Genomic DNA, 26,679 nt, shown 5'->3' on the forward strand with positions numbered 1-26,679 from the left:
ACCGATGGCTCAAGGCACCGATGCCGCAGCCGATAGCCTGCTGACAGGAGACCCTTCATATGCTGCCACCGATGCTCCCCCTGAGCGCCGTGCCGATCACTTCCCAGCAGGATCCGATCCGCCAGCGGCCGGACATTCCTCCGGTGGTGCCGGTGCAGGAAAGCTCCAATGAAAGCACCATCGACCTGCAAAAACGTGACCCGGAAGAAGACGGCCTGCTGCTTCGCGAAGAACAGCGTCGTCAGCAGGAGCGCGACCGTCGTCGCCGCGAGGCCGACGAGGATCCACAGGAGCACCTCGCGGTGCCGGGCACCGAACTCAATGCCGACAACACCGTGCCGGTGGTGCCGCTGATGGAAGATCAACCCCGTCAGGGCTTGTGGGTCGATATCGAGATCTAAGGCTGCCCGGCTGGCGTCCTGAGTACACGATTCGTTGTATCCCTTTTTATTGATGACTAGCCAGCGCTGGCGCCAGGCCGCATTATGGGCGCAGTCCTGTCGGCGGTCCGGCAGTTGTGATTCAGTCCAAGCGATGTTCCTAGCGCCATGAGCCAAGATGACAAACTGATCGACCTCAACACTGAGCGCGCCAAGCGGGTTCATGACCTCAACGAAAAACGCCTGAATGAAGTGCGCAAGGCATTCGAACAGGCCATGCCGTTGGGAAAACCGAAGAAAAAGTCGAAAAACAAACCGAAAAAGCGTTGATCTTCCCCTGTATCCGTTGATGCAGGTCAGTTATTTCCTCCCCTTTCCTACACACCTTTACTGGTATTGATCCCGGTCAATTCCTGCGCCTGCCTGATTGGTTAACTTAGCTCCATCGCAGCAAAGCAGGGGCCAGGAGGCCAGTCATGTTTTTCGATAACGTGGTGTTTGCCGGGGTTCTGACGGTAGGGCTCATGGTTCTGTTTTTTGCAGGGTTTGGATTTTTTATCTGGAAGGATGCGAATAAGCGCAAGAAGCCTTAGTCCTTCCGGATTTGATGAGCACGCAAGGCATTTTGGGCAACTTCGGTTGCCCTTTTTTTTTGTGTCTTGGCGGCCTTTGGGCCGACCATGCTTTGGGTTGTTTTGGGTGAGTATCCGTTTCTTTGGGTGTTGCTAATGGCGGTTTCGCCCTTACGGCGACTCACTTTTTTGACAAACGCCTCAAAAAAGTAAGCAAAAAAACGCTTGCTCCTGCGTTCGGCCCGCTCGCTGGGGCTCGGGGTTCCTTCGCTCCGGGATTCATCCGGGGGCATCGCCTCCGGTTTGCTTCGCTGCACCTCCTCTCGATGCATGCGGCTGCGCCGCAAGGTCGCTGCGCTCCCACCCCCGGATAAATCCCTCCACTCAGCCTTCCGATGGGGCCGGCACGTCAAAAGCGGTACTCGAGCTAACGCTCATTGTGTTGAGTGGTGGAAAGCCAAAGCCAAAGCCAAAGCCAAAGCCAAAGCCAAAGCCAAAGCCAAAACATTGATCGTTCCCACGCTCCGCGTTCCATTTCCGAAGGCAACAAAAAAGGCGTGATCCTTTCGAATCACGCCTTTTTCATTACTACGATCTATCAGCTACCCAGCGCCTTCGATGCCAGCCAGAACAGGCCGGCCGACAGGGCCACGGTGGCCGGCAGGGTCAGGACCCAGGCCAGCAGGATGGTTTTCACGGTGCCGCTGTGCAGGCCGCTTTTGTTGGCGACCATGGTGCCGGCCACGCCCGAGGACAGGACGTGGGTGGTGGACACCGGCAGGCTGAAGATGTTGGCCAGGCCGATCATGCTCGCGGCAGTGATCTGCGCCGACATGCCCTGGGCATAGGTCATGCCTTGCTTGCCGATTTTCTCGCCGATGGTCAGGACCACGCGTTTCCAGCCGATCATGGTACCCAGACCCAGGGCCAGGGCGACCGCCAGAATCACCCAGAACGGGGCGTATTCGGTGGTGGTGGTCAGGTCTTTGCGCAGCTTGTCGAGGTCGGCTTTTTCACGCGCTTCCAGGCCCGGGAGTTTGGCGACTTTCTTCGCGGTATCGTCCAGGCACAGCAGGTAGCGACGCACTTCGATGCGGCTTTCCGCCGGCAGCGAGTGGTAATCCGATACACCTTTGAGCGTGTGGAGCAGGGCGGAAATGGTCGGTTCGGTCTGCTGCGGGTTGCAGCGGAATTTCTCCGGCAGGTCGCCTTCCACGCTTTTGCCCAGGGCCAGGAACTCGCCGAGGGAAGAAGCGTTGCGCTGGTAGAACTGGCTCAGGTGCAGGGTCGCATCGCGGGTACGTTCGATCTGGTAGGTGGTGCTGTTCAGGTCGAGCACGAACTGCGCAGGCACGATACCGATCAGTACCAACATGATCAGGCCGATGCCTTTCTGACCGTCGTTGGAGCCGTGCACGAAGCTCATCGCCATCGCGGACATGACCAGCACCAGACGATTCCAGAACGGCGGGTGTTTCTTGTCGTCGATCTTGCGGCGCTGTTCCGGCGTCTTGTGCATTTTCGACAGCGGGCGCCACCATTTCAGGCCGATCAGCACCAGCGCGGCGACCAGGAAACCAGCCATCGGCGAGAACACCAGCGAAGCACCGATATCGATCGCTTTCTGCCAGTTCACGCCATCACCCAGCGGAATATCGTTGATCAAGGCGTTGGCCAGGCCGACACCGAGGATCGAGCCGATCAGGGTGTGTGAACTGGAAGCAGGGATACCGAAGTACCAGGTGCCCAGGTTCCAGGCGATGGCGGCGGCGAGCAGCGAGAACACCATGGCCAGACCATGGCCGGTGTTCACGTTGATCAACAGTTCTACCGGCAGCAGATGGACGATGGCATACGCCACGCCGACGCCGCCCAGCAATACGCCGAGGAAGTTGAACACGCCCGAGAAGAACACCGCCAGATGAGGCGGCATCGCTTTGGTGTAGATAACAGTGGCTACCGCGTTAGCGGTGTCATGAAATCCATTGATGAACTCGAAGGCGAGGACAAATGTCAGGGCGAGCAGGAGGCTCACAAGCACCCAGGCATCCAGTCCGCTGAATAAATCGATCATGAAGGTTTTCTGACCCGGTCATAAGGGGGCGCGATTATGCCAGAAAAGACTGGAAATCGATCCCCTACCTGCTCATCGGTCACCTTCTTCGCTCAATTAATTTGTATCAAGGTGCATTGCCCGAGCATTTTGCAGGGTTTTGCAACCTGTTGATTCAATTGGAAAAAGTGCTCAAAGGTGGCAGGTTGGCCGGTGTCCGGGAGGGGGTGGAAGCTTGTATGAAAAATCTGAAAGACGTGTCTGACGTGCTCCAGGCCCGCGCAATACGGGGAAGCTGGCCGCTGCCCGCGGGTAGCGGGCGCGCAAGGCCTCGTCAGTCCACCGTGCTTGTAACCCGGTGAGTACGCTGACCTTCGAAAGATACAAAGGACGACTTCAAGGCTCTTCGGCTTTGAGTTCCTTTTCCATCTTCTGCAGTTCCTGCTGGAAGACCTGATCCTGAACAGTGGCGCGTTTACGCCAGGGTTTGCGTTCCGGTTCGGGCTGGGCGGCGTAGGTGGTGACTTCCCCGCCGTAAACTTCCTTGTAACGTTGTTCCTGGCGCTCAAGTTCCGCGCGCAGTTCGTCTTTCGTCACAGTGCTACCTGTATGAGTTGAGATAAATGTCTGGTGAAACGCACTGCAACGAATCGATTGACCCGTTCGCCGACAAGTCACTGCTCGAAAGGGCAGCGGTGCAATCGGCAAAGTGGCCAGGACTTCCGTGTTACAGGCGGCTACGGCACCAGATTAAAACTGACGCAGCATCAGTTTCCTGTTTTCAGCGAGCGCGCTGGCGGTGCATGGGTGATGAACATCAGGCGCTGGCCGGGCTGAATGCAATGGACATTGTTTCAGCGAATGGTGTCGGCAGCAGATAAAAGCGCGACACCATTAAGGGGCATTATAGCGGCCGATTCTGGATTGACTATCTTTGCGAAGTTAAAAACGGTTCCGGGTGTGTGATTGTTTTGTGATGCGCAACTGTCAGCAGTAGTTACGACCTTGTTCATCAGTGATGTGTTTCTGGCGCCAATGGTCGAACAACTAGGGTTGCGGACCCGGAAGTAAGAAGTTGTTAAAAATCGTCCGCCCGTCGCCTTTGGAGCAATTGCGATTATCGGTCGGTGGTTCGATAATCGCCCGAAGTTGGCAGGCCGGTACTTGTGCATCGGTCTGCGAGTCGCTTGTATAGCCGTCGATCCGTACAGGAAAAAGATCCCGACATGAACGATCAAATGCGCAATTCCTTTACGTCAGTGGCGCCGCCGATCGTTGCCTCACCGGCCAAGCGCATCCAGGCCATGACCGGCGATCCTGATTTCATGACTTCTCTGGCCCGCGGCCTGGCGGTGGTGCAGGCGTTTCAGGAGCGCAAACGGCACCTGACCATCGCCCAGATCAGTCACCGCACGGAAATTCCCCGCGCCGCCGTGCGCCGTTGCTTGCACACCTTGATCAAACTCGGATACGCCACCACCGACGGGCGTACCTACTCTTTGTTGCCGAAAGTGCTGACCCTCGGTCACGCCTATCTGTCGTCGACGCCGCTGGCCGTCTCTGCCCAACCGTACCTCGATCGCATGAGCGAGCAACTGCACGAAGCCTGCAACATGGCCACGCTGGAAGGGGACGACATCCTTTATATCGCACGTTCGGCCACGACCCAGCGCCTCATCTCGGTGGATCTGTCAGTGGGCGGGCGGCTGCCGGCGTATTGCACGTCCATGGGCCGGATCCTGCTGGCGGCGCTGGATGACACCTCGCTGCGCGAATACCTCGACCACGCCGAACTGGTGGCCAAGACCAGTCGTACATTGCACACCCCCGAGTCCTTGCTCGCCTGTCTGCAAGAGGTGCGGCAGCAAGGCTGGTGCATCGTCGACCAGGAACTGGAGCAGGGTCTGCGTTCGATCGCAGTGCCGGTGTACGACGCTTCCGGCCAGGTGGTGGCGGCGCTCAATGTCAGCACTCATGCCGGCCGCGTCAGTCGCAGCGAACTGGAACAACGTTTTCTGCCGGGCCTGTTGAGCGCCAGCCGCGATCTCAGTGCGCAGTTGTTCGCCTGATGAAGCTGTTCGATAAACGCACAGAGTTGCGTTTATCGAATTGACGCTAAAACCCTCGGATCATTAATGTCGCGGCAGCGTCATCCGGCACCGAAGTAAATGAGCCCGCCGGATCGTCGACTTACATAATAATGACAAGAGGCAACTTCCCATGTGCACGTTCCCCGACTGTCGCCGCTCCCGGTCCTGTTGCCGATTTCAGCGCAACGCCTGATTCCCTTCTTATAGAGTTGTATCCGTGCCGGTCATTGGCCGGTCGCCGTTCGACTGCGTTTTTTGCGTGGAATAAAAATAATGAACCAGCCTCAGTCCGCTGTAGGTCACTGCCTCGACGTGCAGTCCTTCATCAATGCCCAACCGATCTCGCGCTATCAGTGGCGCGTGGTGATTCTGTGTTTCCTGATTGTCTTCCTCGATGGCCTCGACACCGCGGCCATGGGTTTCATTGCGCCGGCCTTGTCCCAGGATTGGGGCATCGACCGCGCCAGCCTCGGCCCGGTGATGAGCGCCGCGCTGATCGGCATGGTCTTCGGCGCGTTGGGTTCCGGGCCGTTGGCTGACCGCTTCGGGCGAAAAGTCGTATTGGTCGGCGCGGTTTTTCTGTTCGGCGCCTTCAGCCTGGCTTCGGCCTACGCCACCAGCGTCGAACAATTGCTGGTGCTGCGTTTCCTCACTGGGCTGGGACTGGGCGCGGGCATGCCGAACGCCACCACGCTGTTGTCGGAATACACCCCGGAGCGCAAGAAGTCGCTTTTGGTGACCAGCATGTTCTGTGGGTTCAACCTTGGCATGGCCGGTGGCGGATTCATTTCGGCCAAGCTGATTCCGGCGTTCGGCTGGCACAGTCTGTTGCTGATCGGCGGGATTCTGCCGTTGATTCTCGCCGGGGTATTGCTGGCCTGGTTGCCGGAATCGGCGCGCTATCTGGTGGTACGCAATCGCGGCACCGACAAGGTGCGCAAGACCCTCGCACCGATCGACCCGGCCACCGTCGCCCAGGCGGCGAGCTTCAGCGTGCCGGAACAGAAAACCGTAAAAGCCCGTAACGTGCTCGCGGTGATTTTCTCCGGCACCTACAGCGTCGGCACATTGCTGCTTTGGCTGACTTACTTCATGGGCCTGGTGATTGTTTATCTGTTGACCAGTTGGCTGCCGACCCTCATGCGTGACAGCGGCGCGAGCATGGAGCAGGCGGCCTTCATCGGCGCGCTGTTCCAGTTCGGCGGAGTGTTGAGCGCAGTGGGCGTAGGCTGGGCGATGGACCGATTCAATCCGCACAAGGTCATCGGCATTTTCTACCTGCTGGCCGGGGTGTTTGCCTACGCGGTCGGGCAAAGCCTGGGCAACATCACGTTGCTGGCGACGCTGGTACTGGTGGCGGGCATGTGCGTCAACGGCGCGCAATCGGCAATGCCGTCACTGGCGGCGCGGTTTTATCCGACCCAGGGCCGGGCGACAGGGGTGTCGTGGATGCTGGGGATCGGCCGCTTCGGTGCGATTCTCGGCGCATGGATGGGCGCGACCCTGCTGGGCCTGGGCTGGAACTTCGAACAAGTGCTCACGGCGCTGGTGATCCCGGCGGGGCTGGCGACCGCAGCGGTGGTCATCAAGGGCCTGGTCAGTCACGCGGACGCAACCTGATATCAAGACGGATCGCCCCGCACCCGGGGCGATCATTAGGTTGATAACAATCTGTTCGATAAACGAACACTCAGTCGATTATCGGATTGTTTGGTGAAAATCAGCGGCTTAATCTTCAGTGACTCCGGCGCATGACCTCGCGCCTTTTTTATCACTGGCGATTCACTGGAAAAACGGGAGCCCGCTCCATGGCTGAGATTCTTTCGCTGCACGACGCGGTGAAGCGATTCGTCAACGACGGCGACACCGTCGCGCTCGAAGGCTTCACACATCTGATCCCTACGGCGGCGGGTCATGAAATCATTCGTCAGGGCAAGAAAGATCTGACCCTGGTGCGGATGACCCCTGACCTGATCTATGACCAACTGATCGGTGCCGGTTGTGCCCGCAAACTGATCTTCTCCTGGGGCGGCAACCCGGGCGTGGGTTCGCTGCACCGTCTGCGCGACGCAGTCGAGAAACAATGGCCCCATGCGCTGGAAATCGAAGAGCACAGCCACGCCGATCTGGCCAATGCCTACGTCGCCGGCGCTTCCGGCCTGCCATTTGCGGTGTTGCGAGCCTACGCCGGTTCGGATCTGCCGAAGGTCAACCCGCTGATCAAATCCGTCACGTGCCCGTTCACCGGTGAAGTGCTGGCCGCCGTGCCTTCGGTGCGCCCGGACGTCACCGTGATCCACGCCCAGAAAGCCGACCGTCAGGGCAACGTGCTGCTGTGGGGCATCCTCGGTGTGCAGAAAGAAGCCGCTCTGGCCGCCAGGCGTTGCATCGTCACCGTTGAAGAAATCGTCGACAACCTCGACGCGCCGATGAACGCCTGTGTGCTGCCGACCTGGGCCTTGAGTGCGGTCTGCCATGTACCCGGTGGCGCGCATCCGTCCTACGCCCACGGTTACACCGAGCGTGACAACCGTTTCTATCAGGCGTGGGATCCGATCGCCCGCGACCGTGAGACGTTTACCGCGTGGATCAACGAATACATCCATGGCTGCGCTGACTTCAGCGAATTCCAGGCCAGATTGGCCGCTGCTTCGGAGGCCAAATAATGACGTACACCACCAACGAAATGATGACCGTCGCCGCGGCCCGTCGCCTGAAGAACGGCTCGGTGTGCTTCGTCGGCATCGGCCTGCCGTCGAAAGCCGCCAACCTGGCGCGCCTGACCTCGTCGCCGGACGTGGTGCTGATCTACGAGTCGGGCCCGATCGGCGCCAAACCCAGTGTGTTGCCACTGTCGATCGGTGACGGCGAGCTGGCGGAAACCGCCGACACCGTCGTGCCGACCGGTGAGATTTTTCGCTACTGGCTGCAGGGCGGGCGCATCGACGTCGGTTTTCTGGGCGCAGCGCAGGTCGACCGTTTTGGCAATATCAACACCACCGTGGTCGGCGATTACCACCAGCCGAAAGTCCGCTTGCCGGGTGCCGGTGGTGCGCCTGAAATTGCCGGCTCCGCGAAAAGCGTGCTGATCATCCTCAAGCAGTCGGCGCGTTCGTTTGTCGACAAGCTCGATTTCATTACCTCGGTCGGCCATGGCGAGGGCGGCGATTCGCGCAAGCGTCTGGGCCTGCCGGGTGCCGGTCCGGTCGGCATCATCACCGACCTGTGCATCATGGAACCGGAAGCGGGCACCAACGAGTTCGTGGTGACCGCCCTGCATCCGGGCGTGACCCGCGAACAAGTGGTCGCCGCCACCGGTTGGGCGATCCGGTTCGCCGACAGCGTTGCGGTCACTGCCGAACCGACCGAGGTGGAGCTGACGGCCCTGCGCGACCTCGAGGCCCGCACTGCAGCGGCCCACGGCCAGGCACCGGGAGAAGCATGATGCGTGACGTTTATATCTGCGATGCGATTCGTACCCCCATCGGTCGTTTCGGTGGCGGTCTGGCGGCGGTGCGCGCCGATGACCTGGCAGCGGTGCCGATCAAGGCCCTGATGGAACGCAATCCGTCGGTGGACTGGAACGCCCTCGACGAAGTGTTCCTTGGCTGTGCCAACCAGGCCGGTGAAGACAACCGCAACGTGGCGCGCATGGCGCTGTTGCTGGCCGGGCTGCCGGAGAGCGTGCCCGGTGTCACCCTCAATCGTCTTTGCGCATCGGGCATGGACGCCATCGGCACCGCGTTCCGCGCCATCGCCAGCGGCGAGATGGAGCTGGCGATTGCCGGCGGCGTCGAGTCGATGTCCCGCGCACCGTTCGTGATGGGCAAGGCTGACGCGGCGTTCTCGCGCAACATGAAACTGGAAGACACCACCATCGGCTGGCGTTTCATCAACCCGCTGATGAAGGCCCAGTACGGCGTCGACGCGATGCCGCAGACCGCCGACAACGTCGCCGACGACTATAAAGTGTCGCGCGAGGACCAGGACGCGTTCGCCCTGCGCAGTCAGCAACGCACGGCCGCCGCCCAGGCTGCCGGCTACTTTGCCGAAGAGATCGTCGAAGTGCGGATCGCCCACAAGAAAGGCGAAACCGTGGTCAGTCAGGATGAACATCCCCGCGCCGACACGACCCTTGAAGCCCTGACCAGACTGAAACCGGTCAACGGTCCGGACAAGACCGTCACCGCCGGCAACGCGTCGGGTGTGAATGACGGCGCCGCCGCACTGATTCTGGCCAGCGCCGAAGCGGTGAAAAAACACGGCCTGACTGCTCGCGCCAAAGTGCTGGGCATGGCCAGCGCGGGAGTCGCTCCACGGGTGATGGGCATCGGCCCGGTGCCGGCGGTGCGCAAGCTCACCGAGCGCCTCGGCGTGGCGGTCAGCGATTTCGATGTGATCGAACTCAACGAAGCCTTCGCCAGCCAGGGGCTGGCGGTATTGCGTGAACTGGGGTTGGCGGACGATGCGGCCCAGGTCAACCCGAACGGTGGCGCGATTGCCCTCGGTCATCCACTGGGCATGAGCGGCGCGCGTCTGGTGCTGACGGCCCTGCATCAGCTGGAAAAGACCGGCGGCAAGAAAGGTCTGGCGACCATGTGCGTCGGTGTCGGTCAGGGTCTGGCCCTGGCCATCGAACGTATCTGACACGCAGCCGTGACGAAAAAGAACAGAGGAAAGCGAAATGACTGACAAGCCTGGTTACCGCCGCCCGCAGGAAGGCACCCAGCCGCCGTACCTGCACCCGACCTATCAATCCACCAATCTGCGCTCGCCGTCCAAACCGTTGGTGTTTCTGCCCCATTCGCTGTCGGAAATCACCGGCCCGACCATCGGTGCCGAGCGTGTGGCCGAAACTGACAATGATCTGACCGCCCAGCATCAGGGTGAACCGCTCGGCGAGCGGATCATCATCCACGGGCGCGTGCTCGACGAAGACGGTCTGCCGGTGCCGGGAATTCTCGTGGAAATCTGGCAGGCCAACGCCGCCGGTCGCTACAACCACGCCCGCGATCTGCACGACGCGCCGCTGGACCCGAATTTCACCGGTACCGGTCGCACCGTGACCGACGCTGACGGCTGGTATCAGTTCCAGACCATCAAGCCCGGCGCCTATCCGTGGGGTAATCACCACAACGCCTGGCGCCCGGCCCACGTGCATTTCTCGCTGTTCGGGCCGAGCATCCTGACGCGGCTGGTCACGCAGATGTATTTCCCCGGCGATCCGCTGCTGGCGTACGACCCGATCTACAACTGCGTGCCGGACACCTCGGCCAAGGAACGCCTGATCGCTGCCTTCGATCTGGAAAAAACCATTCCGTCCTACGCCCTCGCTTATCGCTGGGACATCGTGCTGCGCGGCCGCGAAGCCACGCCGATGGAGAAATGAGATGACCCTGACTGCGACCACGTCCCACACCGTCGGGCCGTATTACCACATCGGCCTGACCTGGCTGAACCGCGAAAACCTCGCCACCGAGCTGTCCCTCGGCGAGCGCGTGGCGATCACCGGGCAAGTGCTGGACGGCAACGGCGATGTCGTCAACGACGCCATGCTCGAAGTCTGGCAAGCCAACGCCGCCGGTAAATATGACCATCCGGAAGACCAGCAGGCCAAACCGCTGGACCCGAATTTCGAAGGCTTTGGCCGAGTGCCGGTGGATGCCGAAGGGCGCTTTCGTTTCACCACGATCAAGCCGGGGACGGTCGAAGGCCTGAAAGGCACGACCCAGGCGCCGCATCTGGTGGTGCTGGTGTTTGCGCGAGGTCTGGTGAAGCACTTGCTGACGCGGATTTACTTCGAAGGTGATCCGGCCAACATCAATGATCCGCTGCTCGAATGCGTGCCGGCCGAGCGCCGCACCACGTTGCTGGCGAAGCCGGATGCAGCGGGCGTTTATCAGTGGAATGTGATTCTGCAGGGCACTGATGCGGAAACCGTGTTCTTAGATTACTGACGTCACCACACATCGCTTGTGGGAGCGGGCTTGCTCGCGAAGATGTGTCAGTCGCCATTGATGTTGGCTGATCCACCACTTTCGCGGGCAAGCCCGCTCCCACAGGGATTTGCAGCGCTTGAGTATCTGTGGAACGGGACTGTTGCGAAGTGTGTCTAGACTTTCACGTGTCCCCTTCGAGTACATAACAATGACAACCACCACCACGCATTACACCGGCGAAGAGCGCAGCAAGCGCATCTTCGCGATTGTCGGCGCCTCCTCCGGCAACCTGGTCGAATGGTTCGACTTCTACGTTTACGCCTTCTGCGCGATCTACTTCGCCCCGGCGTTCTTCCCTTCGGACAACCCCACGGTGCAACTGGTCAACACCGCCGGCGTGTTCGCGGCCGGATTTCTGATGCGCCCGATCGGTGGCTGGATTTTCGGTCGGGTGGCGGACAAGCACGGGCGCAAGAATTCGATGCTGATTTCGATTCTGATGATGTGCTTCGGCTCGTTGCTCATCGCCTGTCTGCCGACCTACAACAGCATCGGGGTCTGGGCGCCGGTGCTGTTGCTGTTCGCGCGTCTGCTGCAAGGTCTGTCGGTGGGCGGCGAATATGGCGCCACGGCAACGTACATGAGCGAAGTGGCACTCAAGGGCCAGCGCGGGTTCTTCGCTTCGTTCCAGTACGTGACCCTGATTGGCGGACAACTGCTGGCGGTGCTGGTGGTGGTGATCCTGCAACAGTTCCTCTCTGAAGACGAACTGCGGGCCTACGGCTGGCGGATTCCGTTCGTGGTCGGAGCGGTGGCGGCGCTGATTTCACTGTTCCTGCGTCGCGCCCTGAAAGAAACCACCAACAAGGAAACCCGTGAGCACAAGGACGCCGGCAGCATCGGTGCGTTGTTCCGCGATCACAAGGCCGCCTTCATTACCGTGCTGGGGTACACCGCCGGTGGCTCGCTGATTTTCTATACCTTCACCACCTACATGCAGAAGTACCTGGTGAACACCGCCGGCATGCACGCCAAGACTGCCAGCTTCATCATGACCGGTGCGTTGTTCTTGTATATGTGCATGCAGCCGCTGTTCGGCATGCTCGCCGACAGGATCGGGCGGCGTAACTCGATGCTCTGGTTCGGCGCCCTCGGCACGCTGTTCACCGTGCCGATCCTGCTGAGCCTGAAAAGCGTCAGCAGTCCGGTCCTGGCCTTCGTGCTGATTACCGTGGCGCTGGCGATCGTCAGTTTCTACACCTCGATCAGCGGTCTGGTGAAGGCCGAAATGTTCCCGCCTGAAGTGCGCGCCCTTGGCGTCGGCCTGGCGTATGCGGTGGCCAACGCGATCTTCGGCGGCTCGGCGGAATACGTGGCCCTGAGCCTGAAGGCCGGGGGCATGGAAAACGCCTTCTACTGGTACGTCACGGTGATGATGGCGGTGGCGTTCCTGTTCAGCCTGCGTCTGCCGAAACAGGCGGCGTACTTGCACCACGATCTCTAAACCGAAGTGCGCGGGCCGCCATGGCCCGCGCCGGCAAGGACTGTTTATGACTCAGCGACCGGGCAATCAATTGTTCGATGCCTACTTCACTGCCCGCCAAATGCGCGACGTGTTCTGCGATCAGGGCCGGGTGCAGGCGATGCTCGATTTTGAAGCCGCTCTGGCCCGGGCCGAAGCGCGGGTCGGAGTGATTCCGGCGAGTGCGGTAGCCGCCATCGAAAATGCCTGTCGCGCCGAGTTGTTTGATTTCGCAGCGTTGGGTGAAGCCATCGCTACTGCGGGCAATTCGGCGATTCCGCTGGTCAAGGCATTGGGCAAGCGGATCGCGGCATCCGATGTCGAGGCCGAGCGCTACGTGCATCTGGGCGCCACCAGTCAGGACGTGATGGATTCCGGGCTGGTGCTGCAATTGCGTCAGGCGCTGGCGCTGATCGAAGGGGAATTGGCGCAACTGGCCGACTCACTTGCCGTTCAGGCGCAGTGCCACGCGGCGACGCCCATGGCCGGGCGGACCTGGCTGCAACACGCGACGCCGGTGACACTCGGCATGAAGATCGCCGGCTGGCTCGGCGCCGTGACCCGCAGCCGTCAGCGTCTGCGCGAACTCAAGCCGCGCCTGCTGGTGCTGCAATTCGGCGGCGCATCCGGCACCCTGGCGGCGCTGGGCGAACAGGCGTTGCCGATTGCCCGTGCCCTGGCCGAAGAACTGAATCTGACCCTGCCCGAACAACCCTGGCACACCCAGCGTGATCGCATCGTCGAGTTCGGCGCGGTGCTCGGTCTGATCGCCGGCAGCCTCGGCAAACTGGGCCGCGACATCAGCCTGTTGATGCAGACCGAAGCGGCGGAAGTGTTCGAACCGTCGGCACCGGGCAAGGGCGGTTCCTCGACCATGCCGCACAAGCGCAACCCGGTGGGCGCGGCGGTACTGATCGGCGCGGCGACCCGTGTGCCGGGTCTGGTCTCGACGCTGTTCAGCGCCATGCCCCAGGAACACGAACGCAGCCTCGGCCTGTGGCACGCCGAATGGGAAGCCCTGCCGGACATCTGCTGCCTGGTGTCGGGCGCGCTGCAACAGGCACGGCTGTTGGCCGAGGGGCTTGAAGTCGATGCGGCGCGCATGGCCCGCAACCTCGAATTGACTCAAGGTCTGGTGCTGGCCGAAGCGGTGAGCATCGTCCTCGCGCAACGGGTCGGCCGCGACACCGCGCATCATCTGCTCGAACAGTGCTGCAAACGGGCAGTGGCCGAACAACGCCATTTGCGTGCCGTACTCGGCGACGAGCCGCAAGTGACCGCGCAACTGAGCGCAGCCGAACTGGATCATCTGCTCGATCCTGCCCGTTACCTCGGTCAGGCGCAGGTCTGGGTCGAGCGGGCCGTGGCCGAGCACAACGCATTGTCTGACTGAAAGGAGAGGGCTGTGGCTTTCGTTCAACTCGCCGATGGCGAACTGCATTACACCTTGGAAGGTCCGTCCGGTGCGCCGGTGCTGGTGCTGTCCAACTCGCTGGGCACCGACCTGCACATGTGGGACGCCCAGATGCCGGCGTTCACCGAGCACTTTCGCGTGCTGCGTTTCGACACTCGCGGTCACGGCCGGTCGCTGGTGACGCCGGGCCCTTACAGCATCGAGCAACTGGGCCGCGACGTGCTGGCGCTGCTGGATGCGCTGCACATCGAACGCGCGCATTTCTGCGGTCTGTCGATGGGGGGGCTGATCGGTCAATGGCTGGGGATCAACGCCGGCCAGCGTCTGAACAAGCTGATCGTGTGCAACACGGCGGCGAAAATCGGTGACCCGTCGGTGTGGAATCCGCGCATCGAAACCGTGCTGCGTGACGGCCCGGCGGCGATGGTCGCGTTGCGCGATGCATCGATTGCCCGCTGGTTTACGCCTGATTTTTCGACGGCCAATCCGGCAGCGGCCAAGCAGATCACCGACATGCTCGCGGCCACGGATCCTGAAGGTTACGCCGCCAACTGCGCGGCGGTGCGCGATGCGGATTTTCGTGAGCAGTTGTCGTCGATCAAGGCACCGCTGCTGGTGATCGCCGGTACTGAGGACGCGGTGACGCCGCCGTCCGGCGGGCATTTCATTCAGGAGCATGTGCGCGGCGCCGAGTACGCCGAGTTTTATGCGGCGCACCTTTCCAACGTTCAGGCCGGCGACGCGTTCAGCGACCGCGTGCTGAGCTTCCTGCTGGCTGATTGAGGGGACTTTTGTGGACGAGAAACAACGTTATGACGATGGCATGCAAGTGCGCCGCGCGGTGCTCGGCGATGCCCATGTCGACCGCAGCCTGACCACCCTGACCGAGTTCAATTCGGAATTCCAGGAAATGATCACCCGGCATGCCTGGGGCGACATCTGGACCCGTCCGGGCCTGCCGCGCCACACCCGCAGCCTGATTACCATCGCCATGCTGATCGGCATGAACCGCGAGGGCGAACTCAAGTTGCACCTGCGCGCAGCGGCCAACAATGGCGTGAGCCGTGGCGAGATCAAGGAAGTGATCATGCAGAGTGCGATTTACTGCGGGATTCCGGCGGCGAATGCGACCTTTCATCTGGCCGAATCGGTGTGGGATGAGCTGGGTACCGAATCTCGCGAGTAATCGTTGAATTCAAAGGATCGCAGCCAATTGAAGACTGCGATCCTTTGAACCTCATACCTTGGCGACAATGAAAATCCGCTTGAACGGAAACAGCGTATGCCCGTCATCCTCCTGCGGATAATACGCATGCACCCGCATCAGATAGTGATAGATGAACCGCGCCTGTTCCTCTGACGTCAGGCCCTGCATCACTGGCCGCAGCGCCGACACTTTCACCCAGTCATAAACCGGCGACTTGCCGTCGACCACCTGCAACTGCTCGGTTTCCCAGATCTCCAGCGACCGGGTCAGCGGTGCGAGCAGGCGATAGTAATCCTCCAGCGATAACAGCGACCGTGCCGCCATGCGCTGGCGCAGTTGCAGGCTGCCCAGCGGTTGGCCACCGGGGCCGGCATCCTCGAGGGTATCGAGCATCAGGCGATACCAAAGCGCATCGCGCCAGTCGGGCATGTGCGCGGCCAGGCATCCGCCGGGGTTGAGGTGATTGAGTAGTCCCGGCAACAGCGCTCGATGGTCATCGATGAAGTGCAACACGGCTGCGGCGAACAGCAGGTCAGCCGGCTTGCGGGGGGTTCCAGTGTTGCAGCTCGGCGTGTTGCCAGCGCGCCTTGATCGGCAGACAGCGGGCGACTTGAAGCATGTCTTGCGAACTGTCGATGCCCTTGAGATCTGCCCGGGGCCAACGATCGGCCAGAACCTTCGTGGCAATCCCGGTGCCGCAACCGAGATCGTAGATGCGTTGGGGATTGTCCAGGTCGACGCGGCCGAGCAGTTCATCGACCGGTTGTTGTCTGAGGCGGGAAAACTGCTGATACGCCTTGGCATCCCAATCGGGAGCCGATTTGACTCGAGTGATCATGAGGTGGTCCTCCGATGATCGGCAGTGTCTTCCGGTGACAGCCTGGCTCAAGTCCGGGGGACCAACATCAACAGATAACGGAAGCGGGAAGGGTGGAGCGCCTGATTCCTTCAGGTGCATCCACTGTACTCAAGGATGGGGAACGTTCCATGAATCCTGACGGATGGCGCAGCCCCCTAGAGCAGGCTGATCGGATAGCTGACGATCACCCGGTTCTCGTCGAACTCGTTGTTGCTGTAGTCACGGCGCAGGGTCGAGTTGCGCCAGCGCACGTTCAGGTCTTTGAGCACGCCGCTTTGCACGGTGTAGCCCAGCTCTGATTCGCGGCCCCATTCCTTGCCGTCGGTGATAGCGCCGGTGTGCACGTTGTCGCCGCTGATGTAGCGGTTCATCAGCGTCAGGCCGGGGAGGCCGAGGACGACGAAGTTGTAATCGTGGCGAATCTGCCAGGAACGTTCCCGAGCGTTGTCATAGCTTGAGTTGTAGCTGTCGTTGGCCAGGGTCCCGCCACTGGTGCCGTTGACCCGCATCCAGTTGCTGTCGCCGGTCAGTTTTTGCAGGCCGACGTAAAAAGTGTTGCCGCCATATCGCGCGGAGAACATTCCCGACCACGTCTTGTTGTCGAGCTTGCCGGCCCGGGCGCTGCCGTCATCCTTGCCGTAGAAGAAGCCGAGGTTGGCGCCCAGCGTCCAGCCGCCGAGTGGCTGGCTGTGGATCAGGTTGACGTACTGCTGGCTGTAGATGTCCTTGAGTTCGGCATTCCACAGGCCGATCTGCGTGCGTTTGTCATTGAATGCGACTTCGCCGCCCTGGAAGTTGAAGCGGTCTGACGTGAACGCCGGTTTACCGAACATCGACAGGTCGCTCATGCTGCTGTCGTCACGCGGGCTGTTGGCGCGGAACTGGCCGCCGTACAGGGTCAGGCCATCGATTTCCTTCGAGGTGATCTGCCCGCCGCGAAAGGTCTGTGGCAGCGAACGGCCGTCGTCCGAACGCAGGATCGGCAGCACCGGCATCCATTCGCCCACCTTGATTTCGGTCTGCGACAGCCTGGCCTTGAACGCCACGTTGGTGCGGCCGAAGGTGTCCGCCGGGCGACCGTCATGATCCAGCGGCAACAGTTGCGTGCCGCCGGTGCCTTTGCCGCCATCGAGTTTCACCGAGTACAACCCCAATACGTCCATGCCGAAACCGACCGTGCCCTGGGTGAAACCGGATCTGGCGTCGAGGATGAAGCTCTGCGTCCATTCCTGCGCCATGCCCTGGGCCTTGGTCGGGTTGGTGAAGTTGCGGTTGATGTAGAAATTGCGCAGGTTGAGGCTGGCCTTGGCTCCATCGATGAAACCGGCCTCTTCGGCCATGGCGGGTAAAGCGGCGCCGGTCAGTGCCAGGACAATCAGGCCAGGAAATGCGCAAGGGGTTTTGCAGTGTGTCATGGGCTCGGGTCTCTCTTATTGTTCGGGGTGCAGCAGTGCGTGGCCGCAACCTGAGGTTGCAGACAAGAAAAGGGATGTGAGGAGAAGAAGGGCGGATCAGCCCGAGCGGCGAGGACGTGTCGTCATGGGGGAGCCTTTTTATTGGTTTTGTTGTTGTGGGCAATGGTGAGGGGGATCGGCGAGGGGATTCAATCGGGGTGAATGGGGTTGTGTGCGATTATCGAACGATAATCGACGATGGTTTTATTCATTGCCAGGTACACATTCTTAATTAAAACCCGTGGTTATGCTTCGTGTTGATGGCTGTTCCGGCGGTGTTCTATTAATGGCAATTGTGGATGTGGTTAGTACTTTGGTTGTAGGAAATAAACTACAGAAGTTATTGAAATAAAGGTTGGTTAATTAATCGCGGGTTTAACTTGATAATTGGTGTTATCGCTTATCGTGAAAAGGTTTAACGGGATATTGTGTTGTAACTGGCAAAGGAAAGGGTCGTTGCTATATTCAAGATTCTCGAAGGGGGCATGGAGGCTGATTGTCACTTTCGAGAAGATTAATTATTGAAAACAAGGAGAGATAACATGCCTGCAAAAGTTAATCAGGAACGTCTTGCGACGGTGGTCGGTCGTGCCCTTATTGATAAGGACTTTGCGGAACAGTTGCACAAGGATGCTGAAGGCGCGGCCAAGGGCATCGGTGTGCATTTGAGCGCATCCGAACTGGGCGCCGTCAGGAGTATTGATGTGACAAAACTGGGCACCGCCGGTGCGGGTATTCGCGACAAACTGGGAGCCGCTGCGATCTTTGATCAGCAACAGCAGGTTCAGGCACGGATGGATTGATGCCCGGGGGCCGTTTGGCGTGCCACGGAGCAGCGATCCGTTTCTGACACACGTCAAATGGCCCGCCTGGACATGCTCGAACAGCGGGGAAGCGGTCTATGTCAGTCACCTTGGTTCCCATGGACGACACGGAATTTTCGGCGTTCACCGAAAGGGCGGTCGAGGAATACGCTCAAGGCATGGTCGCTTCGGGAGAGTGGAGCCAGGCAGAGGCGCCACATCGTTCCGGTACGGCGTTCGCGCAGTTGCTGGACCAAGGGCGGCTCACCGAAGGTCATCAGCTCTGGGTGCTCCGGGACGATCAGCGGCGCATCGGCGAATTGTGGATTGCCCGGCGCCACGTCGGCCCCAAACCGATTGCCTTCATTCTGGATATCTACATCGAACCCGGTGAGCGTCGTCAGGGTCATGCCCGTCAAGCCATGCTGGCCGCCGAAACCTGGGCGCGCCAGAACGGCTGCGAGGAAATGCGTCTGCATGTGTTCGGTCGCAACCTGCCGGCCCGTGGTCTTTATGAACAACTGGGCTATGAAATCGCCAGTCTGACCATGGCGAAACCATTACCGCCTGACTGAAAGGATGGTTGAAAAATGGATATTGGAAACCACGGCGAACTTGATTCGACGGTTGATGACTTGTTTAAAGCGAATACGTTTCTTGCAGATGCACGGTATTCCAGGTTTGAGATATTACTTGAGCATGTCAGTCGCAATCGTTTCACTGTATTCATGGTTTTATATGCCGAGCTGTTCAAGCTGCTTGGCGAAGATTCGCGATTGTCGGCATTCTTCGAACGAGCAGTGGAACTTGTATTGTTGCCGCCTCACGAGCAGGCTTCGATTATCAATGATCCGGTTTTTCAGATATGGGCGGGACAGACATTCCGGTTGACCAATCATTGTCTGGTCGGCAAGTCGGATAATACGGTCGAACTTGAAAAGGCATTGTTGGAATTCTCCGACATGCTCGACAGGGTCAAGGAGCGCAATACCTCGGTTGCCGTTCAGAGCGATCCGCCGGTCTACCGGTTCGATGCCGATCCTCTGATCATGCAGGCTACTCCGCCCAGCTACGAGTTCCCGGAAGACGAAGCGAGCCGCAAACGCCTGGAGCGTGGCGGAATTTCCAGCCGCTTTTTCGCCGACGTGGTGAAGATTGCCCTGTTGCGGATCGAACACACCTGGCCGGCCTGCCGTGAACAGATGAGGTTCCTGATCAAGTCGATTTGCTTCCTGCCGGACGGTGCTTTTCGCAGTTGTTCGGCTTCGCGTTACACCGGCGTCATTCTCCTGGCGAGCCGGGACGAATCGATCCTTGATCTTGAAGAATCCCTGGTGCATGAGGCGACTCACCAATTGCTCTATCACATCGTCGAAGTGTCTGCCGTGGTCGACCCTGATGCCTCGCAGGAGCCGTCATTCAGTTTGCCGTGGTCCGGTCAGAAGCGTGACCTGTACGGCTACTTTCATGCGTTTTACGTGTACATCGCGCTGGTCAAATACATGGAGCGGGTGCGCTCGCGCTCTGCCGAGGAGTTGCAGCGGGCGCAGAACCGACTGCTGTTCATTCTGCGGGGGCTGATCCGGGCCTTGCCCGATCTTCAAGCCAGTGAGGACTTCACACCCCATGGGCGCCAGTTGCTGGACAACCTTGCCGCCGAAGTCCGGGCCATGGAGAGCAAATATGCCGGGCGGCTGGCCGCCTCGCCGACATTGACCACGACGCCGTCGGTATTGGGCGCAACGGCCTGAGCCGGGAGGCAAGCATGACGATGTTCGATGCTTCGCGATTTCCCGAGGCCGGGGTAGGGCTGGAGTACCACTTGCCCCGTCACCGGGTTGCCGATCATGCCGTCGATCCGGCCCTTGAACGGATCCTCGCCGAAGGGCTGCCGTATTTTGATTATCTGGAGTTTCAGCCAACCCACAGCATTCTCGAACCGCGTTTGCTCGAGGTCGGGGAGCAGACGCCCAGCCTGCTGCATTCTTCCAGCCTGTCTCTGGGCAGTGTGGGCATCGCGATGGATCGCGAGTTTCTGCAGATGACCCGACGGCTGTGCGACAGAACCCGCTCACCCTGGCTGGCGGAGCACATTTCCTGGTCGCGGTTTCATGGCGGCGACACCCAGCACTTCATTTTGCCGACCCTGGCTGCGGAAGTGGCCGATACGGTGGTCGCCAACGCTCTTGAGCTGCAGGCACTGACCGCAACGCCGCTGGTGCTGGAGAATGCTCCGCGCCTGTTTTCATTGACAGATGCGGCGGAACAGTCGGAAGGCGAGTTCATTTCCAGCGTGGTGCAGCGCAGCGGTGCGGGGTTTCTGCTGGATCTGGACAGCGCCATCGCGACCGCCAAGGCGCAGGGGTATGAGCTCAACGATTATCTGCGTTCGTTGCCGCTGGACCGGTTGATTGAAATCCACACCGGTCATCCGCGCCGGGACTGGGATCTGCTGACGCAGTTGTTTGCGGTGTCTCCCGTGCGGGCGGTAACGCTGGAGTGGGATATCGCCGACAGGGACGACGACGCGCAACTGCAATGTCTGATTCGCGACATCAAGCGCCTCAAGCCCAGGGTGCTGTTCTGGCAGGGCCGCGACTCACCCTCCGAGCCGCAGACTCCGGCCCTCGAACCCGGTGAGTTGCTCAGACTCAGGGGCAGCGTATGGGTGAGTGTCGGACCGTCATCCTTCGTGTTGCGGGACCGGCAGTCGGGTCTGAGTCTGGAGTTCTGCCTGACGCTGCTGCCGTTGTTGAAGCACTTCATGGTTGCGCGCACGCTGGAGAGTGCCTTGATGCTGCCGGACATTCTGCAGGGGCCCGGGCAGGGCAACAATCTGGCGTTCCTGCAGACGCTGGTCAACCAGGGAATCGTGCAACCCGTCATACCCCGGCGCGATCGGGTTCACAGACAACCGCTGCAGCTCTGGTCCCGCTGGGAAGCGGCGCTGGAGTTCTACCTCAGTACCCGCACCGGTCTGCAGACACCTTATGTCAGTGTCGTCGAACTCGAGGCCGAACTTGAGAAGAAAGCTTCGCAGCAGCGTCAGCCTTCCTCTTTCAAGGACTATCACTCGCATCCCTTCATTGCGCTGGAAAACCCGTTGCTGGTGCCCGGTGAGACCATCGCCGAAGCAACGCTGCTCGATACACTCTGTGCCCGGCGTACATCCCGGGCATTCAGTGGCAAGCCGTTGACCCCGACCCAGCTGTCTCTGCTGCTCTATTACACCTGGGGGGTGACGGCCATGGAACCGAACGGCATGGGCGACTTTTTCCTGAAGAGGACCTCGCCCTCCGGCGGCTCGCTGCAGGTCACCGAGGTGTATGCGGTGCTGATGAATGTGCAGGGTTTCGAGCGGGGGCTCTATCACTACTCGGTGCGCCGACATGGACTGGAACTGCTGTCACGGGAGGATCCTCGGAGCTGGATAGGCGAGGCCTGTGGCGGGCAACCCTGGGTGAAAGACGCGGCAGCGGTATTTGTGTCTACCGCGCGGGTCGAGCGGCTGGCCTGGAAATACGAGTTCAGCCGTGCGCTGCGGGTGGCGCTGATGGATGCCGGGCATTTGAGCCAGACGTTTTCACTGGTGGCCACGGGGCTGAATCTCGGATGCTTCACCACGGCGGCATTGCGCGATGAAATGTTCGAAAACCGTCTGGGACTCGACTATCTGGAAGAACCGGTGTTTCTGCTCAACGGAGTCGGCGGCTGAAGGCGTTGCGCAGACAACAAAAAGCCCACCGAAAGGTGGGCTCTTGGTTTATCGCGACACGATCAGAACAGTTTCATCTTCGGCGCTTCTTCTTTCAGCGGCTCGTTCTGCGCGGTCTGCGCATTCCAGCCGCCACCCAGGGCCTTGTACAGGTTGACCTCACTGGTCAGCTGCGCGAGGCGGTCGGTGATCAGGGCCTGTTGGGCGCTGAACAGCTGACGCTGGGCATCGAGGAAGGTCAGGTTGCTGTCGACGCCGATGCGATAGCGACGCTCGGCCAGACGGTAGTAGTCCTGGTTCGCGGCGACGAAATCACGCTGGGCCTGCAACTGTTCGGTGTAGGTCTGACGCGCGGCCAGGCCGTCGGCGACTTCCTGGAAGGCCGTTTGAATGGACTTCTCGTAGTTCGCCACGCCGATGTCCTTCTGGATCTTGGCGTAGTCGAGGCTGGCACGCAGGCTGCCGGCGTTGAAGATCGGCAGGTTGATCTGCGGCTGGAACAGCCACGTCCCCGAACCACCCTTGAACAGACCGGACAGGTCCGGGCTCAGGCTGCCCGCATTGGCGGTCAGGCTGATGCTCGGGAAGAACGCGGCACGGGCCGCGCCGATGTTGGCGTTGGCGGCCTTCAGGTTGTATTCGGCCTGGAGGATGTCCGGACGGCGTTGCAGCAGGTCCGACGGCAGACCGGCCGGAACGTCGCTGAGCAGGTCATCCGACAGCGGTCTGGCCGCTTGCAGGTTGGCCGGCACGCCGGTGCCCAGCAGCAGGGTCAGGCTGTTTTCGTCCTGGGCCACCTGGCGGGTGTAACGGGCCAGTTGGGCACGGGCGTTCTCGACCGAGGTGCGCGACTGCGCCAGATCCAGCGCCGAGGCCACACCCACTTCGTTGCTGCGACTGGTCAGCTTGTAGCTTTCCTCGAAGGCACCCAGGGTCTCCTGAGTCAGCTTCAGCAGCTCCTTGTCGGCCTGCCAGGTCAGGTAGGCATTGGCCACGCTGGCCACCAGGCTGATCTGGGTGCTGCGGCGCGCTTCTTCGGTGGCGAAGTATTGCTGCAGCGCTTGCTCGCTCAGGCTGCGGACCCGACCGAACAGGTCGAGCTCGTAGGCGCTGATGCCGACGGTGGCGGTGTAGGAACTGTTGATGGTCGCTTCACCGGTCTGCGATGCACGGGCCGGAACCCGCTGACGGCTGCCGCTGGCATTGGCCGAAACCGCCGGGAACAGATCGGCACGCTGGATGCGGTACTGAGCGGCATAGGCGTCGATGTTCAGCGCCGCGACCCGCAGGTCGCGGTTGTTTTCCAGGGCAACCTGGATCAGCTGTTGCAGGGCAGGGTCATGGAAAAACTGCTTCCAGCCCTGCTCGGCAGCGGCCTGCGCCGGTGCCTGGGCCGACGAATACGCCGGACCCTGCGGGAATTGCGCGGCCACCGGTGTTTCAGGCCGCTGATAATCCGGTATCAGCGAGCAACCGCTCAGCACGAAGGCGGCGACTGCGATGGAGAGTAGCGACTTGCTCATTGGCCAGCCTCTTTAGGAGTTTCGATGGTGTCATCCTCGCCGGCAATTTTGCGCTGGCCCATGGACGACACAGTGACGAAGAACAGTGGAACCCAGAAAATCGCCAGGATCGTGGCCGTGAGCATACCGCCAATCACGCCCGTACCGATCGCGTGCTGACTGCCCGAACCGGCACCGGTGGAGATAGCCAACGGTACTACACCGAGAATGAAAGCCAGCGAGGTCATGATGATCGGTCGCAGACGCATGCGGCAGGCTTCGATCGCCGCATCACGCAGACTGCGCCCATGCTCGTGCAGTTCCTTGGCGAACTCGACGATCAGAATGGCGTTTTTAGCCGCCAGACCGATGGTCGTCAACAGGCCCACCTGGAAGTACACGTCGTTCGACAGACCGCGCAGGCTGGTAGCCATCAATGCACCGATGATCCCCAGCGGTACCACGAGCATGACCGCGATCGGAATCGACCAGCTTTCATACAGCGCTGCCAGACACAGGAACACCATCAGCAGCGACAAAGCGTACAGCGCTGGCGCTTGCGAGCCGGACAGACGTTCCTCGTAGGACAGACCGGTCCAGGAAATACCCACACCCGGCGGCAATTTCCTGGCAATGGCTTCGACTTCGGCCATCGCTTCACCGGTGGAGTAACCCGGCGCCGGAGAACCGAGGATCTCCATCGCTTCCACACCGTTGTAACGCGCCAGTTTCGGCGAGCCGTAGATCCACTCGCCCTTGGCGAACGCGGAGAACGGAACCATGGTGCCGGCGCTGTTGCGCACGTACCACTTCTTCAGGTCTTCAGGGCTCATGCGCGCACCGGCCTGACCTTGCACGTACACCTTCTTCACCCGACCGCGGTCGATGAAGTCGTTGACGTAGCTACTGCCGAAGGAAATCGACAGGGTGCTGTTGATGTCGGACAGGCTCAAGCCCAGGGCGCGGGCCTTCTCGTCATCGATTTCCAGGTGGTATTGCGGCTCGTCGTTCAGACCGTTCGGACGCACCTGGTAAAGCACCTTGCTCTGCGCGGCCATGCCGAGGAACTGGTTACGCGCTTCCATCAGTTTTTCGTGGCCGATACCGGCGCGGTCCTGCAGGAACACGTCGAAACCGGTGGCGTTACCCAGCTCCAGTACGGCCGGCGGAGCGAAGGCAAACACCATCGCGTCGCGGAAGCTGAAGAAGTGCTGCTGGGCGCGTTGCGCCAGGGCGAACACGCTGTTGCTCGCGTCACGCTCGTGCCACGGCTTGAGCATGATGAACGCCAGACCGGAGCTCTGGCCGCGACCGGCAAAGTTGAAGCCGTTCACGGTGAACACCGAGGCAACCGCACCGGCCTCTTTGTCCAGCAGGTAGGAGCGCATATTGTCAATCACCACCTGGGTACGCTCGGCACTGGAGCCGGCCGGGGTCTGCACCTGGGCGAACAGTACACCCTGGTCTTCTTCCGGCAGGAACGCCGTCGGAATGCGGGTGAACAGCCAGATCATGCCGACCACGATCAGCAGGTAGGCCAGCAGGTAAGGTGCCTTGCGCTGCAGAATGTTGCCGACACCGCGCTCGTAGCTGCGTACGCTGCGGTCGAAGTTGCGGTTGAACCAGCCGAAGAAACCGCGTTTCGGCGTGCCGTGCTCGCCTTTCGGAATTGCCTTGAGCATGGTGGCGCAAAGCGCCGGGGTGAAGATCAGCGCCACCATCACCGACAGGGCCATGGCCGAGACGATGGTGATCGAGAACTGACGGTAGATCACACCGGTGGAACCACTGAAGAACGCCATCGGCAGCAGTACCGCCGACAGGACGAGGGCGATACCGACCAGGGCGCCCTGGATCTGGCCCATGGACTTCTTGGTCGCTTCCTTCGGTGACAGGCCTTCTTCGGCCATCACCCGCTCGACGTTTTCCACCACGACGATGGCGTCGTCCACCAGCAAGCCGATGGCCAATACCATACCGAACATGGTCAGGGTGTTGATGCTGAAACCGGCGGCCGCGAGGATGCCGAACGTACCGAGCAATACCACCGGCACGGTCATCGTGGTGATGACGGTGGCGCGGAAGTTCTGCAGGAACAGGAACATCACCAGGAACACCAGTACGATCGCCTCGACCAGGGTTTCAACCACACCCTTGATCGACTCGGTCACCACCGGGGTGGTGTCGTACGGGAACACCACTTCCATGCCTTGCGGGAAGAACGGCTTGAGGTCGTCAATCGTCTTGCGCAGGGCCTTGGCGGTGTCGAGGGCGTTGGCGCCGTTGGCCAGTTTCACCGCCAGACCGGAAGCCGGCTTGCCGTTGAACTGCGCCGAAATACTGGAGTTCTCACCACCCAGACCGACGTCGGCGACATCGCCGATACGCACTTGCGAACCATCCTGGTTGACCTTCAGCAGAATCGCCTTGAACTGCTCGGCGGTCTGCAGACGGGTCTTGCCGATGATCGTGGCGTTCAGTTGCTGGCCAGGCAGCGCCGGCAGACCGCCGAGCTGACCGGAAGACACCTGGACGTTCTGCGCCGAGATCGCGGCGCTGACATCGGCCGGGGTCAGGTTGTACTTGTTCAGCTTGGCCGGGTCGAGCCAGATGCGCATCGCGTACTGGGCACCGAAGACCTGGAAGTCACCGACACCGGCGGTCCGCGAGATCGGGTCCTGCATGTTCGACACGATGTAGTTGGACAGGTCGTCCTTGGACATGCTGCCGTCACGGGACACCACGCCGATCACCAGCAGGAAGTTCTTCACGGCCTTGGTCACGCGGATACCCTGTTGCTGCACTTCCTGCGGCAACAGCGGGGTGGCCAGGTTCAGCTTGTTCTGGACCTGGACCTGCGCGGTGTCGGAGTTGGTGCCTTGCTCGAAGGTCGCGGTGATGGTCATGCTGCCGTCGGAGTTACTTTCCGACGACACATAACGCAGGTTGTCGATACCGTTGAGCTGCTGCTCGATGACCTGCACCACGGTGTCCTGGACCGTCTGTGCCGAAGCACCCGGATAGGTCACGGAAATCGCAATGGCCGGTGGCGCAATGCTCGGGTACTGGTTGATCGGCAACTTGAGGATCGATAGAGCCCCGACCAGCATGATCACGAGGGCAATTACCCAGGCGAAAATCGGACGGTCGATGAAAAATTTCGACATGA

At 60.7% G+C, this 26,679-nt stretch carries 23 protein-coding genes and 1 pseudogene; 18 read left to right on the forward strand and 6 right to left on the reverse strand.

The window, feature by feature from the left end; translation table 11 throughout:
* Nucleotides 1-59 precede the first annotated feature (59 nt).
* The 3 genes from NWV16_RS07145 to ccoM all read left to right on the forward strand — a co-directional run bounded on the left by NWV16_RS07145 (nt 60) and on the right by ccoM (nt 973).
* Nucleotides 60-401, forward strand: coding sequence for an aspartate-semialdehyde dehydrogenase (locus NWV16_RS07145; protein ID WP_065259630.1), 342 nt, complete (start codon nt 60-62; stop codon nt 399-401).
* Between the two features lie 147 nt (nt 402-548).
* Complete coding sequence (locus NWV16_RS07150; RefSeq protein ID WP_260522495.1) at nt 549-710, forward strand: hypothetical protein; 162 nt, start codon at nt 549-551, stop codon at nt 708-710.
* 146 nt (nt 711-856) lie between these two features.
* Entirely contained in the window at nt 857-973 is a 117-nt protein-coding gene (gene ccoM, locus NWV16_RS27720) for a cytochrome c oxidase subunit CcoM (protein ID WP_007959205.1), read from the forward strand.
* 577 nt (nt 974-1,550) lie between these two features.
* On the opposite strand, the gene NWV16_RS07155 is transcribed toward ccoM, so the two are convergent.
* Nucleotides 1,551-3,026, reverse strand: coding sequence for an inorganic phosphate transporter (locus NWV16_RS07155; RefSeq protein ID WP_065257561.1), 1,476 nt, complete (start codon nt 3,024-3,026; stop codon nt 1,551-1,553).
* Nucleotides 3,027-3,401: 375 nt separating this feature from the next.
* A complete protein-coding gene (locus NWV16_RS07160) occupies nt 3,402-3,602 on the reverse strand; it encodes a hypothetical protein (protein ID WP_007986337.1) in 201 nt (66 codons plus the stop codon).
* A gap of 629 nt (nt 3,603-4,231) precedes the next feature.
* Here NWV16_RS07160 and pcaR point away from each other — a divergent pair.
* The 11 genes from pcaR (at nt 4,232) to pcaC (ending at nt 15,156) form a co-directional block, all read left to right on the forward strand.
* The gene (pcaR, locus tag NWV16_RS07165; protein WP_065257562.1) at nt 4,232-5,074 is read left to right on the forward strand and encodes a pca regulon transcriptional regulator PcaR; all 843 of its coding nucleotides are present in this window, start codon (nt 4,232-4,234) and stop codon (nt 5,072-5,074) included.
* Nucleotides 5,075-5,368: 294 nt separating this feature from the next.
* The gene (locus NWV16_RS07170; protein WP_260522496.1) at nt 5,369-6,715 is read left to right on the forward strand and encodes an MFS transporter; all 1,347 of its coding nucleotides are present in this window, start codon (nt 5,369-5,371) and stop codon (nt 6,713-6,715) included.
* Nucleotides 6,716-6,903: 188 nt separating this feature from the next.
* Nucleotides 6,904-7,761: a CoA transferase subunit A gene (locus NWV16_RS07175; protein WP_260522497.1), complete on the forward strand. Its 858-nt coding sequence runs from the start codon at nt 6,904-6,906 to the stop codon at nt 7,759-7,761.
* Nucleotides 7,758-8,540, forward strand: coding sequence for a CoA-transferase subunit beta (locus tag NWV16_RS07180; protein ID WP_260523491.1), 783 nt, complete (start codon nt 7,758-7,760; stop codon nt 8,538-8,540). Before NWV16_RS07175 ends, NWV16_RS07180 begins: the two co-directional genes overlap by 4 nt.
* The gene (gene pcaF, locus NWV16_RS07185) at nt 8,537-9,742 is read left to right on the forward strand and encodes a 3-oxoadipyl-CoA thiolase (RefSeq protein ID WP_260522498.1); all 1,206 of its coding nucleotides are present in this window, start codon (nt 8,537-8,539) and stop codon (nt 9,740-9,742) included. Before NWV16_RS07180 ends, pcaF begins: the two co-directional genes overlap by 4 nt.
* Nucleotides 9,743-9,779: 37 nt before the next feature.
* Nucleotides 9,780-10,484 (forward strand): protocatechuate 3,4-dioxygenase subunit beta, encoded by a 705-nt coding sequence (gene pcaH / locus NWV16_RS07190; RefSeq protein ID WP_039771426.1) that lies wholly within the window; start codon nt 9,780-9,782, stop codon nt 10,482-10,484.
* A gap of 1 nt (nt 10,485) precedes the next feature.
* On the forward strand, nt 10,486-11,052 hold the full coding sequence (pcaG, locus tag NWV16_RS07195) for a protocatechuate 3,4-dioxygenase subunit alpha (protein WP_260522499.1): 567 nt from the start codon (nt 10,486-10,488) through the stop codon (nt 11,050-11,052).
* A gap of 190 nt (nt 11,053-11,242) precedes the next feature.
* Nucleotides 11,243-12,538 carry an MFS family transporter gene (locus tag NWV16_RS07200; protein WP_065257569.1) on the forward strand — a complete coding sequence of 432 codons (1,296 nt, stop codon included), beginning with the start codon at nt 11,243-11,245 and terminating at the stop codon, nt 12,536-12,538.
* 46 nt (nt 12,539-12,584) lie between these two features.
* On the forward strand, nt 12,585-13,949 hold the full coding sequence (locus NWV16_RS07205) for a 3-carboxy-cis,cis-muconate cycloisomerase (RefSeq protein WP_260522500.1): 1,365 nt from the start codon (nt 12,585-12,587) through the stop codon (nt 13,947-13,949).
* Nucleotides 13,950-13,961: 12 nt separating this feature from the next.
* The gene (gene pcaD / locus NWV16_RS07210; RefSeq protein ID WP_260522501.1) at nt 13,962-14,753 is read left to right on the forward strand and encodes a 3-oxoadipate enol-lactonase; all 792 of its coding nucleotides are present in this window, start codon (nt 13,962-13,964) and stop codon (nt 14,751-14,753) included.
* Nucleotides 14,754-14,763: 10 nt separating this feature from the next.
* A complete protein-coding gene (gene pcaC, locus NWV16_RS07215) occupies nt 14,764-15,156 on the forward strand; it encodes a 4-carboxymuconolactone decarboxylase (protein WP_011332825.1) in 393 nt (130 codons plus the stop codon).
* Nucleotides 15,157-15,207: 51 nt separating this feature from the next.
* Here the strand turns inward: pcaC and NWV16_RS07220 are convergent.
* Nucleotides 15,208-16,015 (reverse strand): annotated as a pseudogene (locus tag NWV16_RS07220) (methyltransferase domain-containing protein).
* A 176-nt stretch (nt 16,016-16,191) separates the two neighbouring features.
* The gene (locus tag NWV16_RS07225; RefSeq protein ID WP_260522502.1) at nt 16,192-17,451 is read right to left on the reverse strand and encodes an OprD family porin; all 1,260 of its coding nucleotides are present in this window, start codon (nt 17,449-17,451) and stop codon (nt 16,192-16,194) included.
* Nucleotides 17,452-18,032: 581 nt separating this feature from the next.
* Here NWV16_RS07225 and NWV16_RS07230 point away from each other — a divergent pair.
* The 4 genes from NWV16_RS07230 to NWV16_RS07245 all read left to right on the forward strand — a co-directional run bounded on the left by NWV16_RS07230 (nt 18,033) and on the right by NWV16_RS07245 (nt 22,008).
* A complete protein-coding gene (locus NWV16_RS07230) occupies nt 18,033-18,293 on the forward strand; it encodes an Os1348 family RiPP precursor (protein ID WP_260522503.1) in 261 nt (86 codons plus the stop codon).
* Nucleotides 18,294-18,391: 98 nt separating this feature from the next.
* On the forward strand, nt 18,392-18,868 hold the full coding sequence (locus tag NWV16_RS07235; protein WP_260522504.1) for a GNAT family N-acetyltransferase: 477 nt from the start codon (nt 18,392-18,394) through the stop codon (nt 18,866-18,868).
* A gap of 153 nt (nt 18,869-19,021) precedes the next feature.
* Complete coding sequence (locus NWV16_RS07240; protein WP_260522505.1) at nt 19,022-20,044, forward strand: aKG-HExxH-type peptide beta-hydroxylase; 1,023 nt, start codon at nt 19,022-19,024, stop codon at nt 20,042-20,044.
* A gap of 14 nt (nt 20,045-20,058) precedes the next feature.
* Nucleotides 20,059-22,008: a DUF692 family multinuclear iron-containing protein gene (locus tag NWV16_RS07245; RefSeq protein WP_260522506.1), complete on the forward strand. Its 1,950-nt coding sequence runs from the start codon at nt 20,059-20,061 to the stop codon at nt 22,006-22,008.
* A gap of 62 nt (nt 22,009-22,070) precedes the next feature.
* Here NWV16_RS07245 and emhC read toward each other — a convergent pair whose 3' ends face one another.
* The gene (gene emhC / locus NWV16_RS07250) at nt 22,071-23,531 is read right to left on the reverse strand and encodes an efflux RND transporter outer membrane subunit EmhC (protein ID WP_260522507.1); all 1,461 of its coding nucleotides are present in this window, start codon (nt 23,529-23,531) and stop codon (nt 22,071-22,073) included.
* A complete protein-coding gene (gene emhB / locus NWV16_RS07255; protein ID WP_260522508.1) occupies nt 23,528-26,677 on the reverse strand; it encodes an efflux RND transporter permease subunit EmhB in 3,150 nt (1,049 codons plus the stop codon). The genes emhC and emhB overlap by 4 nt, the downstream gene beginning before the upstream one ends.
* Nucleotides 26,678-26,679: the final 2 nt, after the last annotated feature.

This window comes from Pseudomonas sp. BW7P1 (assembly GCF_024981055.1).
GTDB lineage: Bacteria > Pseudomonadota > Gammaproteobacteria > Pseudomonadales > Pseudomonadaceae > Aquipseudomonas > Aquipseudomonas bananamidigenes.